The sequence below is a fragment of the Panacibacter microcysteis genome, from assembly GCF_015831355.1.
GTDB classification, from domain to species: Bacteria; Bacteroidota; Bacteroidia; order Chitinophagales; family Chitinophagaceae; genus Panacibacter; species Panacibacter microcysteis.
On record NZ_JADWYR010000003.1, the window covers coordinates 23,277 to 35,963 of the forward strand.

At 42.2% G+C, this 12,687-nt stretch carries 13 protein-coding genes and 1 tRNA gene; 9 read left to right on the forward strand and 5 right to left on the reverse strand.

The genetic code is table 11. The features are described from left to right. Positions 1-143: 143 nt before the first annotated feature. Positions 144-1,160, reverse strand: a complete 1,017-nt coding sequence (locus I5907_RS19440; protein ID WP_196992522.1) for an IS110 family RNA-guided transposase — start codon at positions 1,158-1,160, stop codon at positions 144-146. Between the two features lie 365 nt (positions 1,161-1,525). Next, positions 1,526-3,151 (reverse strand): IS1182 family transposase, encoded by a 1,626-nt coding sequence (locus tag I5907_RS19445; protein ID WP_196992523.1) that lies wholly within the window; start codon positions 3,149-3,151, stop codon positions 1,526-1,528. Positions 3,152-3,284: 133 nt separating this feature from the next. On the opposite strand from I5907_RS19445, the gene I5907_RS19450 reads away from it, so the two are divergent. Together I5907_RS19450 and I5907_RS19455 are read left to right on the forward strand one after the other, a co-directional pair. After that, positions 3,285-3,659, forward strand: coding sequence for a DUF3997 domain-containing protein (locus I5907_RS19450; protein ID WP_196992524.1), 375 nt, complete (start codon positions 3,285-3,287; stop codon positions 3,657-3,659). Positions 3,660-3,899: 240 nt separating this feature from the next. Beyond that, a complete protein-coding gene (locus tag I5907_RS19455; RefSeq protein ID WP_196992525.1) occupies positions 3,900-4,595 on the forward strand; it encodes a hypothetical protein in 696 nt (231 codons plus the stop codon). Between the two features lie 76 nt (positions 4,596-4,671). On the opposite strand, the gene I5907_RS19460 is transcribed toward I5907_RS19455, so the two are convergent. Beyond that, on the reverse strand, positions 4,672-5,691 hold the full coding sequence (locus tag I5907_RS19460) for a transposase (protein ID WP_196992526.1): 1,020 nt from the start codon (positions 5,689-5,691) through the stop codon (positions 4,672-4,674). Positions 5,692-5,907: 216 nt separating this feature from the next. Here I5907_RS19460 and I5907_RS19465 point away from each other — a divergent pair, with 216 nt between their 5' ends. The 5 genes from I5907_RS19465 to I5907_RS19485 all read left to right on the forward strand — a co-directional run bounded on the left by I5907_RS19465 (position 5,908) and on the right by I5907_RS19485 (position 8,361). After that, a complete protein-coding gene (locus I5907_RS19465; RefSeq protein ID WP_196992527.1) occupies positions 5,908-6,387 on the forward strand; it encodes a DUF4138 domain-containing protein in 480 nt (159 codons plus the stop codon). A gap of 18 nt (positions 6,388-6,405) precedes the next feature. After that, a complete protein-coding gene (locus tag I5907_RS19470) occupies positions 6,406-7,371 on the forward strand; it encodes a hypothetical protein (RefSeq protein ID WP_196992528.1) in 966 nt (321 codons plus the stop codon). A gap of 25 nt (positions 7,372-7,396) precedes the next feature. After that, entirely contained in the window at positions 7,397-7,717 is a 321-nt protein-coding gene (locus I5907_RS19475; RefSeq protein ID WP_196992529.1) for a hypothetical protein, read from the forward strand. 61 nt (positions 7,718-7,778) lie between these two features. Beyond that, positions 7,779-8,069, forward strand: coding sequence for a hypothetical protein (locus I5907_RS19480; protein WP_196992530.1), 291 nt, complete (start codon positions 7,779-7,781; stop codon positions 8,067-8,069). A 28-nt stretch (positions 8,070-8,097) separates the two neighbouring features. Continuing rightward, the gene (locus I5907_RS19485; RefSeq protein ID WP_196992531.1) at positions 8,098-8,361 is read left to right on the forward strand and encodes a hypothetical protein; all 264 of its coding nucleotides are present in this window, start codon (positions 8,098-8,100) and stop codon (positions 8,359-8,361) included. On the opposite strand, the gene I5907_RS19490 is transcribed toward I5907_RS19485, so the two are convergent. Together I5907_RS19490 and I5907_RS19495 are read right to left on the reverse strand one after the other, a co-directional pair. Then, a complete protein-coding gene (locus I5907_RS19490) occupies positions 8,311-9,423 on the reverse strand; it encodes a tyrosine-type recombinase/integrase (RefSeq protein ID WP_196992532.1) in 1,113 nt (370 codons plus the stop codon). The two genes, I5907_RS19485 and I5907_RS19490, sit on opposite strands and share 51 nt — an antisense overlap. 328 nt (positions 9,424-9,751) lie before the next feature. Beyond that, positions 9,752-9,835 (reverse strand) — tRNA-Leu (locus tag I5907_RS19495). 323 nt (positions 9,836-10,158) lie between these two features. On the opposite strand from I5907_RS19495, the gene I5907_RS19500 reads away from it, so the two are divergent. Both I5907_RS19500 and I5907_RS19505 read left to right on the forward strand, forming a co-directional pair. Then, positions 10,159-11,355, forward strand: a complete 1,197-nt coding sequence (locus I5907_RS19500) for an NAD(P)-dependent oxidoreductase (RefSeq protein ID WP_196992533.1) — start codon at positions 10,159-10,161, stop codon at positions 11,353-11,355. Between the two features lie 82 nt (positions 11,356-11,437). After that, positions 11,438-12,547: a DUF5005 domain-containing protein gene (locus I5907_RS19505; RefSeq protein WP_196992534.1), complete on the forward strand. Its 1,110-nt coding sequence runs from the start codon at positions 11,438-11,440 to the stop codon at positions 12,545-12,547. The last annotated feature ends 140 nt before the right edge of the window (positions 12,548-12,687 follow it).

Sequence of the window (12,687 nt, forward strand, 5' to 3'; positions counted from 1 at the left end):
ATCAGCCTATTGCAAAGCCAATCTTCAGTTCGGGCTGGACAAATAACTTTGGGCTTTAGTACTTAACTTCAACTTAATATTTTCAATCAGCAGCGGCTGTGGGCGGATTTCTATGATCTCACCAAATAAAAAATCAATCTTATTTACGCCGCCTTTTCGTAATTATTTACATACGGCCTGTCATTTTTCACCACAGCAAATGCCCGTAATACGATCTTGTTTCTGATTGCATTCAGAATAGCCATCGGATGTTTTCCTTCTTGTTTTTTGCGGTTATAATAATCTTTAAATTCGACGTAATGCTGTATCGCTGATAATGCACACATGTGTAGTAATTTTTTAAGTTCTTTGTTAGCCATTTTATGAACTCTGTGCTTTCCCTTTATACTGATCCCACTTTGGTGATCAAATGGCACCACACCACAATAACAGGCCAGCTGCTTTCCGGAGGTGCACATCGTAAAAACATTGGAGCAGCAGATAAGATAGATAGCTGTTACAGGGCCAACTCCAGGTATTGAAATCAGTAATTGATAAACATGTAATAGTTGATCATCTTTTTTGATAAGTGTTGTTATTTGATCTTCCACTTTTTTCAATGACTGTTTAAGGCCTTTGATGGCGGGTGTCAAAAGCTTTTTGGATGTTCTTATAAAGGATACAGGACTAACTACCTTCAATTCGTTAAAGGCTGTCTCGATACTTTTTAACTGCACCAACAATTTGTTGCGTAGTGTGATCAGATCTTTGAGAGCCAATACATGCTGATGCAGAACAGGAGAAGGTTTCAACCGGTCTGAGTGCCTGGCAGCATAGAGCGCCAACCGACGGATATCCACTTTATCACTCTTCCCTCTTGCAATACCCAGGCTCCATTTTACCTGGGCTGCATTTTCAATACAAAGATCAATTTGCTGCTTTGAAAAGAACTGCCATAACAAACGATGATAGATGCCAGTATTTTCTACCACGACAATGGTTTGCTGATTAAGTGGCACGTTCAGCTGTAGTAACCATCTTTTCATTTTTTGTAAGCCTGCCAATGTATTATCAAACTGTTTCCATACCGGAGTGGAAAAAGATTCATTGGTACGAATAATAAAGGCAGCGTCCAGTGTTTGCTTGGAAACATCAATTCCAATAAAATAATTTTTTGTCATAGCTTAGCTTTTAACTGTTATAAAAGACTAACCAAATTGTCTGAAATTATAGTCCTTGATAATGGGTATCGAACCCTAATTTCTATATGAATATTACAGGCAATCAAAAGTGGCGGCAGATTGTATCCGCCCATGGGTATGCATCCCTACGGAAGTCATAATGCGCTGCCGCCACTGGTTAGTTTATTCACAAATTATTGTGGATATTAAAAAGAAAAAAGAAGCAAAAAAGAAAAAGTAATAATAGTAGTTATCTTAAATAAATTATATTAAAACAAATCTAAAGGACGGAAGTCTATTCCCCAGCCTTCGCAAATACCTGCCCGTCAGACTGTGAAAAAACCTTCTATTTTTCCAAAAACGACCTAAAAAGGTATTGCCCCAAAAGTATAGCGCTTCATTAGAGGAGCCTTTAAAAACAGCGATAAATAATCATACAAAAAAACGACTGGCTTAATTAGTCTGTAAACAACTTTGATAATAGCCTTTTGTATGGCACAAACTACTTTGTTGTAGTTTGGTTGCCACTTTTGGATTTGTTCGAGCATCTTTTCAAAGCCCAATATGTTTTTAGTGCGCATAAAGTTGTAGCAGAACATGATCAGGTTCATCTCTCCATTTACTTTTTGCAAGCCTTTCAGTAGTGTATGAGTATATCCGAAGTGTCGCTTGATCGTACCGAAGGGATGCTCTGCGATAGCTTGCCTTCGTTTGTAGTAAGCCGGGTTTTTTTTGATGTTAGTATCATTGATGTCAACTGCGTCCTGGTATTCGCTGCGTTGTATAATTCGTTTGGGTAATTTGGTGCACTGGTTTTTCAGTGGGCAGGTTTTACGGGCGTCCGTGCGGTATGTTTTAAAACGATAACTTGTTTCATTCGCTTCTCCTTTTTTGTGATGCCATGTACCTAATGATGTGAGGGTTGCACCTGCGGGACATACATAAATATCTGTTACTTTATCATAGTGAAAGCTTTCTGCTAAAAATTCATTGGCTATATGCTTTACAGAGGGCTGTTCTTTGTAAGCTACATGTGTGATCATGTTTTCCTGCTGACATTGCTGCAGTTCTGCACCGGTATGGTAACCTTTGTCAGCAAGTATCATTAGTTCATCTTCTTTTTGTAATTGCAGGTTTATTTTGGCTTGCATGGCTGTATTATGCAAAGCCTTGCCATCATTTGTATTGGTGGCTTGTGTATGTACAATGAGGTTATGTTTATCATCTACGGCATTCTGCGTATTGTAGGCAACCTCTACAATGCTTTTGGTAATAAGTATGCTGCGGCTGTCGCAGTCAGTAGTGCTTATTTGTTTGTCATCGGTATTGTTCAACTGCTCCTGTATAAGATCATATTTAATACTACGTTCTTTGAGTTTGATAAGACCTTGTGTGATCTTTTCTTTTTTTAGCTGAAGTTCATCACCCGCTGTGGTGCTTTCCTGTTGGTCGATTTCATCAAGTTCCTGCAAATATTTATTGGTTTTGTCTTCTATAAACTGGCGATGCTTATCTATTTTTTTTTGATTGTAATTATTCTTTTTGCTGTTAACTGCTTTGAATTTACTGCCATCTATAGCAATGGTTTTGTTACCCAGCAGGCCGGAATCACCCAGAAAGTGAACGTATAACCTGAACATGGATTGCAGTGGCACTGCATGCAGCTTACGAAAGTCTGCAATGGTATGATAGTTAGGCTGCAGGTTTTGCAACAACCATTGCAGTTCTATATTGCGGGTACATTCTTTTTCCAGTTTACGGCTGCTGCGTATTTTATTTAAATAACCGTAGAGGTATAATTTCAGTAGTACAGCGGGAGCAAATGGTGGACGGCCTTCGCTCTTATGCATTGTCTTTGTGAAGCCTAATTGTTGCAGATCCAGTTTATCTACAAAGGCATCCATGAGCCGTACTGCATTGTCGGCAGCTACCTGGCCATTAAGTGTGGCAAAATATGTTTGATTACGATTGCTTCCCTGTATGAATTGCATAATACCAACACACAAAAATCATACACACTTCGGCCTATTAACATTGTGTGTATATTTGATTTGTAACGATGGTTTTTTCACAAACTCCCGTTAGCGGTAATTTCTTGCAGACACTCCGAATTAGATCGATAGTATGACAAAATCTAAAAACTTGCTTTTACTTTTTGTATTAATATGTATATCATCCTGTCTTTGGAATGATACAGCTATTACTGAAGATCTAGGAGATAAATATTTTTATTTAGGCGCTGGAAACGAATCTCAAATTCTATCAGGAGACGAAAAGAAAAATATAGGAATAACCATTATTCCTCAAGAAGTAATAGAATACAATTTTGACAATCGATTTATAATCGCAAAGAGTGTAGCGAAGCGTAATAGTAATAATGTTCAAGAATTTTGGATCGTAGACAAAAAAAGTAAAGATTTAATAGTAACGGATTCGATTTCCTTTATGAAAAAGATTGAGAGTCTTGGATTAAAAATAAGGTTGAAACCGAGAAAGTGATCCCCAAAACTACCGCTAACATTGGCATTACCAAAAGTTTGGCAGACGGAATAACAATGAGCAGTTTGTGCGCTATTCATCTTCAGTTCGGGCAGACAAAGCAACAATCGGCAGCAGTTGTTATCTTCAACAAAATATTTTCAAATCGGCATTTGTTCCGGGGCTGACGGAATACTAATTCCAAACCTTCGGTAATACCTGGCCGTTACCTGCAACCTTAAGCGCAACAGAAATAAATCCATGGCAGTAGATAAAGAAGAAATCAAAAAAAATAAATATTCAGTTATTGGAAGCCTAATAGGTACAGGGATACTTTTTTTAATTTACCACTTTGGGAATGTGCTGGGGTTAACGGAGTCCTCAAAAGAAACTTCTTATAAAATTTTAATCATAGCATTGTATGCTACGCTCTTCGGTGGAACACTATTTGTTTTATTTGCAAAAAAGCCACCGAAAAAGTCGGTTAGCAAGCGATTACCTTTGTTCAGAAAATGGGTTAAGGGATTTGCTATCTTTATCTTAATATTTGGCACTAATGGCGTTAGTGTATATTTTACCCGTCAAAGTGTCGAAAGCATACCTCCGTACCTTGTTAAGATAATTAATAAAACAAATCTGTCCGTGACTCTAAGTAAGAGCGTCGATTTACAAATAACTAAGCCTATTTCGCCTTTTGAAGATCAGCAGATAGATTATCAAAGAGGTACTCTTTCTCAAAATAAAATTAGTAAAGACATCTTGGTTGGCCCTAATGATACAGCCTTAGCGACACTTAATTTTAATTCCTCTCGACAGCTGTATAACTTGTACAAATCAGGTCAATTTGAGTTGACTGTTATTTTTAAAGCAGATGATGGTAAATTTCCAATTATTAGCAATATTCCATTTTCTAAACCAATAATGGAGAAGGGCTATTCAGAGTGTATAATAAAATAAGGCTGCAGGTAACATGGGGTTTTGCTCAAGTTTTCTATGATTTATTTGAGCCATTTTATTATTAATTTTTTCGTGGTTATGCACAGGGGCGTACATAGTTATCCTCATAACGCCTATTGTCTCTAATTACTGCAAACACACGATGAATGAGTTTGTTCCTGATGGCATTGATGATGCTCATTTTGTTTTTTCCTTCTAACAATTTTCTTTCAAAATAGGCTTTCATTTCCGAGTCATTTTGCAGGGCCGACATGGCACAGAGGTGTAACAGTTTTTTTAATTTCATATTTGCAAAAGGACTTACTGATGGCTTGTATTTTACGCTGCTGCCAGAGGTTTTATTAAAAGGCACTACACCACAATAACAGGCAAGCTCTTTGGCATTGTTAAAAGCCGTAAAGCCTTTGGTGTACACCAGCAGGGCTGTGGCTGTTACTTTACCAATGCCATTTACTGACTGTAACAATTCTACAGTATGATTTAGTTGTTCATCCTGCTTTATTATTTTGTTGATAACAGATTCAATTTGCAGTTTTGTTTTTTGCAATGCTTTAATAACGGGTTGCTGCAGTTTGAGTACCATATTACCTTCTCCAATGCAACCGCAATCAATTAGTTCCTGTGCAGGAACAGTAAGAAGCTTAAGCGTATTAACGACCCTTTCCCGCTGGGCAATAAGATGCTTTATCTTCTCAATGCTTGTGTCTGCTGGCTTCCAGAGCTTTGCCTGGTCGTGATAACGCAGCGCATACCACGCAATTTTGCAGGAAGCAGATCTGTCATCGCTGCCTCGTTCCAATCCACCAGCCTTTTTTATGCGAAGGGGCATTTCTATCCAGATGGCAGCAGAGTGATGAACTAAAAAGTTAACCAGGCCCGTATTGTAAATGCCGGTATACTCCAGGCAAAACAGGGTTTCATTATTGATGGCGGCCTGGTGAAGTTGCAGCCAATCCAATAACGCTTTGTACCCGTCAGCCGTCTGTGCAAACTGTTGATGCAGCGGTCTAACCGATGACTGCATGGCGATAAGTGTAATATCGAACCAGGATTTTGAAATGTCGATACCTACAAAATTTTTAAATAACTTACTCATACTTTTAATGATTTGAGAATGAAAAGTTTTAACCTGTTTTTTGAACCTGATCAAGACCTTAATAATGGGACTGCAATTCCCTATTTTCTATTTGATCCCTTGTTCAAAAAAGCCGGTGCAGGAGTAAAACTTGCGATAGGTCTTTAAACCTTGTGGGGCGATAAAGCGCCTGCAACGGCAGGTTGTTTATAAATGTAGTTATTCACTTAAAAAGGGATGAACCCTGCTGATGCAGCGCAGGTCAGCAACAGGTTATTGCATGCAAGGCGGCGGGTGTATGGTACCGCCGATGATAAAGGTGATGTGCGTGTGGTGGTAAGGGGTATCTATACCAAAGAAAACCTGCTGTTCCTGCAGCTCAGCTTCGAGAATGTGTCTTCTATCCATTATGATATTGATTTTATCCGCTTTAGCATCCAGGACAAAAAGATCGCCAAACGCACTGCTGCGCAGCAGGTGGAGATGCAACCGGTGTGTACTGCCGGTAATAGCAAAAAGATCAGGGCAAATACTACTTCGGTTGCGGTGTTTGCCTTTGAATCATTTACCATACCTGATGCGAAGGTTTTTATTATACAGATCGGCGAAGCTGGTGGCGGGAGGCATTTGCAACTGCGCGTGAAAAACAGGGATATCATCCATGCGATATCCGCGGACAGCAATACGCAACCGGGTGAGCACTACACAGATTTTTAAACATCAAAAATTGTTGTTATGACAGAGAAAGAATTGAGTTTGTTTGAGAAACAACTGATGAAGATCGGTTTGAAAGAGGCTTTCACACCGGAATTGGTCGACAAACTGAAGAGCGGAGCACCCTCCATCGAACATCCTTTCAAAAAATCGTATGATGGCGATGAAGCAAGTGCAACGCTGCATATTAAAAAGTCGGAGACCTCGGATCAATACTTTTTTAACAAGTACGACCTCAGTGTGCGGAAGGACGGGCAGGCGGCAGAGATGAAGCAGACCTTCCACCTGAATAATTTCAAACGCAAACCCGATGACGAGCATGCTGCGAAGTTCTACACCACTTTTACATTCAAGGAAGCATTCAATTATCTCTCCGGCAGACCGGTCTGGAAAACCTTCAGCAATGCGAACGACCAGCATTACAAGGCCTGGACAGTGGCCAATCTGAAAAACATCCAGCAAAACGGCAGCCCCGAGCAGAAACAGTATAACCAGCATTACCCGTTCGACCTGGAAAAAGTGCTGGCCGGCTATAGTATCCGGGAGCTGGCGCATGAGGAGTATAAAACCCGTCTGATGGAATCCCTGCAGCGCGGCAACCTGCAGCTGGCAACATTCATCAGTAATGACGGCAAAGAGCAAAAGCTGTTTATCTCACCCAATATCCCCCTAAACGCTTTGCGGGTATATGACGCCAACAAGCAGGTGCTACCAACGGACGCCCTGGTCGAAAAGGGATACATTGGGAAGGAGTTCGGTGAAAAATTAAAGGAGAGTGTTGAACACATCAGGCAACGCAATGGAAGCGAAACGCGGCAACAGCAGGCACCCGCACAGGAAAACAGACGGGAGGAACAGCGCGTGGCCAAAGAAGAAAAGGAGAGCGAGACGGCACACACAGCGCATAAACAACGACAGACCAACAGGCAGGTGCAAAAGCAGGAAGGGGAAATCAAAAAACCGCGGCAAAAGCACAAAATTCATTAAATACGGACGAATGAAGTGAAGCAGGATGGTGGCACTAGACAAGATAATGGTGGATTTTAAAGCGGCTTTTCATGGCTTTATGCAGGCTGCCGTAGACGATGCAAGGCTTGGTCCGCTGCACATCAGTCTGTATGCAGCCATCCTTCATTTTTACAGTGTGCAGGAAGACCAGGGGCCGTTATCTGTGTTTGGAAAACAGTTGATGCAATACGCGAAGATATCTTCCAGTAACACCTATCACCGGCTGATCCAGGAACTGCACCGGTATGGTTATATCCATTACATTCCTTCTTATAACCCGGTACTGGGTAGCCTGGTTTATTTGCTAAAGCAGGGCTGCAAATGAATATATTGATCGCCCGGATGAGGCAATAGTCCGTGATTTCACTAAGTAATTGGTAATGTTTATGGACGTAGGGAACATGATAAGAGACTTTATGGAATTGATACAGGAAGATCCGAGGATTCGTCCTTCGCATATCAGTTTGTTTCTCGCACTCGTCAATTATATCAAGTGTCAGCAAGGCAACATGCCTGTGGTTATTTTCAAAAGGGAAATCATTAAACAGGCAAAGGTTTCTGCTGCAACATTTCATCGCTGTATCAATGAGCTGAACAAATACGGGTATATAAAGTATTTACCTTCCTGCAATGCGGTTGCGGGGAATCTTGTTTCTATTCCAAGATTGAGCGAATAAAAAATGCTTCCCGCATAAAATCTTAAGTATGATGAAACGCGATGACGTTGTGATGATCCGTGCAATTGCAATTTGCTTCAAGCCTTTTTTGAAACCGGAAGAGGCGTTGATCTATTGTAATCTAAGCAGGACGCAGTTTGCGCTGAAATGTGAAGAATTTGGTATTTTAAAGACTGGTGGCGGCTACTATAAAAAGGAAGACCTCGACCTCATCTGTACAGGCGGGTCTTCCTTATCTCAGTTAAAAGTTAACGAGGTTATCACTGCTGTCAAGAACAGGAAGGGCTTTTGAAGCATCATTGATATTGTTTTGCCGGACTCTTTTTTTGTATCGCTCCAGCACCTGTTTCGCATTCTTTTGACCCAAAAACGCGGCCACGGTATGAACGTCTACCCCTGCGGCAAGCAAAATATCCGCCACGCTATGTCTCAAACAGTGGTAAGTGATTTTCTTATCTATCCCCGCATCCGTTACCCACTCCTGAAGAATATCAAGTACCGTATCGTAGGATGGTAATCTAAATACACGCTCGTCGGGATTTCCACGTTCCCCTAATATAGCAGCCACTACCGGGTGCAGTGGCAATGTTAACGGAACACCTGTCTTTGTTTGCCTTCTTAATACGATCTTATCTGTTTTAATCTGCCACCATTCCAACGGTTCCACATCACACCAGCGCAAAGCGGAATAGAGACTGCTTACCACTGCCTTTCTGACTTCCACATGCCGGCAGTGCGTCTGAAGCAGTTGTAGAAATTCGGGCACTTCCAGCACATCCTTTTCGGATGATTCATGACTGATACATTTCAGTTTGGCCGCAGGTGACTCCCGGAAATAGCCGGACTCCTGGGCTACAGTGAGCATTTTTTTGAACCGCATAAAATAGTCTGCCGGTGTTTCGCCGTTTAAGTTGTCAAGCAGGTGCTTTCGGAATCTTTCACAAAAATTCGGAAGGATGTCTGCCGCACAGATACGCAGATCATCTGTGTCATTTTCTGTTTTGCCCTGGTCGAGCGCGACAAATTTTTTAAACTGGGAAAAGCAGCAGGACAGGCTTCGGTTCTTGTCGCTTTTATTCTTTTTTACATACTTCTCAAAAAAGTCCAGAAAATTCTCTTTCATTCTTGCTGGTGAAACAAAGCCGCGTCCTCTGGTTTGTAAATCGACGAGTGTTTGCGCTTTTATCAGGTCGAGGTTTTTCAGCGATTGGATATTATAGTCTCTTTCGGTTTTGTCTTTGGGTTTTACGTAGATAAAGATGCCGGTGGCTAAACGTGCGCCCTTTTTGCGCCCCCATTCAAGGGTGAAAAATGTTTTTGTTCCGTCAGCGGAAACTCTTGGCACTATATTCATTTTGCACATTTTTAAATGATAAAATTAGATGGAGATTAATGCATGAGAAATACATGAATCAATTTGAAAAAGGTGGTGCAAAATGACTTAAGATGTGTCAACTTCGCCATGTGTCACACGGATACCTGTTGAATAACAATGGATTAGACCAGGCGCCAGTTCCGGGTGCAATTTTACGGAACTGGTAAAACAAAGGGAATTTTCATGTGTCATTTCACGTGTCATTTATGTGTCATCAAAAGAGGGAAAAAGCGTGAAAAATCGACACAAAATGACAAGTCCAAAAACAAAAAAGTCTTGTAAATCAATGATTTACAAGACTTCCGAGTGCCCAGAACAGGAATCGAACCTGCACTACCTTGCGATAACCAGATTTTGAGTCTAGCGCGTCTACCAGTTCCGCCATCTGGGCGTTTAAATGGGTTGCAAATATAAGCGTAACCACAATTACCTGCCAAAAAGGTTTTTCCTTTTTGCATTACTTACAGCAACGTTTTTTTGGTAACAGGAACCGCCGTATAAAACCGAGGCAACTGCGCAATAATTTCATGCGGTAAAATTAGTGCTTAATGGCACAGTGGCAAGGCGCTATAGCTTATGGTATGTTAAACCCGCATCGCTGCATCCGCCCAAAGAACCGAACGATGAGCGGATTGCGACGCAACAGGCGATGCCATACTAACAAAAGTTCGTATCAAAAAAATATGCCTTACTTTCGCCGCAAAATTACTCGGCATGTTTGCGATCGGGCTTATAAAAGAAGGAAAGAAACCTGGTGATAACCGTGTGGCACTTACCCCATCTCAATGTAAATGGTTAAAAGACAACATTACCGGATGCAGCGTAAAAGTGCAGTCATCGGCGCACCGCTGCTTTAGCGATGAAGAATACCGCAAGGCGGGTATTGAAGTAACTGCTGATGTGAGCGACTGCGATATACTGATGGGCATTAAAGAGGTGCCGGCAGATATGCTGATTGCCAACAGGACCTATCTCTTCTTTTCGCATACCAAGAAGAAACAGCCATACAACCAGCAACTGATGCATGCGCTGATAGACAAAAACATTACCCTCATAGACTACGAATGCCTGGAACATGAAGATGGACAACGCATTATTGGTTTTGGCTTTTTTGCCGGCGTAGTAGGTGCACACAATGGTGTAATGGCTTATGGCAACCGTACCGGCGAATTTGAGCTGGGGCGCGTATACAAACACAAAGATTACCGCGAACTGATACATACTTACTTCGGGCTTCGTCTGCCCAACATCAAAATCGCCGTAACGGGCAGCGGACGTGTGGCGCACGGTATTCTCGAGATCATGAACCTGATGGGCGTTACCGAAGTGGAGCCCGATGAATACCTGGAGCGCAAATTCAGCTACCCGGTATATGTACAGTTAAAAGGGCACGACCTGTACACGCACAAAGAGCTGAAGACCTATAAACGCGAACATTTTCATGAAAATGCGGAAGAATACCGCAGCAGGTTTTTGCCTTATACGCGCAGCACAGATATACTTATGAATGGTATTTACTGGGAAACCAGCTACCCACGCCTGTTTGAGAAAGAAGATATCAACGAAAGCTTTACCATACAAACCATTGCAGACATTACGGATGATATGGACGGCTCTGTGCCCATAAACCTGGGCGACCAGACCATACAAGACCCTGTATACGGGGTACACCGCAAAACATTTGAAAAAACAGTGCCCTATGCGCACGACAGCATAGATGTAATGGCCGTAGGCAACCTGCCCAATGAATTACCGAGAGATGCAAGCCGCTACTTTGGCGAGCAACTGCTGAAGTATGTATTGCCCGACCTGCTCGGCAATGGCAGCGATATCATTAACCGCGCTACCATGCTGCAAAAAGGAAAACTTACCGCCGCATTCAGTTACCTCGAAGATTATGCAAGGCATTAGCAATTAAAATATACATAGCGGCCGGGTGCTGGTTTTGCAGGGTGCGGTATATTTACAGTTCCTCGAAACCAAATCTGTACGCATGAAAAATTATGTAGCCATTGCTGCCGCCTCACTGTTATTGTTTTCCTGTAAAAAAGAGTTTACACCCGCTGATGAAAATGCCATTAGCGCATCTGTTGCATCAAACGCTGCTGCAGGAATAGTGGCAGAAAAAGCCACGTACTGGGATAGTGTGTTTACCCGCTATGGCGGGGGCTGGACGGGCGGCGACGTTGCCGTATCTTACAAGCTGCCCGACGACCGTGTAGTGTGGATCTGGGGCGATTCTTTTTTGGATACTGTATATGCAGACCGCAGCCGCCCCATCATCGGCTTTATACACAACCAGGTAACCACCATGAATATGCAGGGTGGCAATTTTACCACGTATTATAACGGCACCAAACAAAATCCGCTGCCATTCTTTCCCAATGCCGGGCAGAAGTATTACTGGCCCAACCTCATCTTCATGAACCAGCAGAAAACACAGGTGTATGTGTTCATCAACAAAATAAAAGCAACCGGCGAAGGTGGTGCTTTTGGTTTTAAAGTACTGGGTGTAGATGTGGCCATTCTCAATTATCCTGATCTTACCATCAAAGAAATAAAACCATTCAGCACCGGCGATGCCATTAACTGGGTTGGCGGCGCATGGGAAGGCGATGATGGATACATTTATATCTATGGTGCAGAAAGTACCAAATACAACAAGTTTGCACACGTTTGCCGCACGCCGTACAATAATCCGCTAAGTACGGTTAGCTACTACAATGGCAGCACATGGACGGCAACCGCAGACAGAAATGGCAGGTTGCTCGGTGGTTTATCAGAGAACTTTAGTTTCTTTAAATACCAGGGCAAATATTATCTGCTGTCCCAGGAAAACCTGCTGGGGCCAAACATTTACCTATACGATGCAGCATCACCAACAGGGCCGTTTACCAATAAAAGACTTGTATATACCACGCCTGCCAAAGTGGGTAGCTGGAACGTGATTACTTACAACGCCACTGCGCATCCCGGGTTTATTACGGCAGATGGTAAATTGCTGGTAGGTTATTGCACCAATGAAATTGAGAAAGGAACGGGTATCTGGCGCAATGCCGATACGTATCGCCCATACTTTGTGTGGGTAAGTAACTGGCAGTAATGTTATGTACCCGGCAGCATTGCTACTATGTGGCTTTGGTTGCGTCGCACTCTTGTACTGTAGTACAGTTATGCAGCAATGGCGAAAACGTTACAAAATACCAACCCGTTTAAATACGTTATTACAAAAATCAAAGAGAT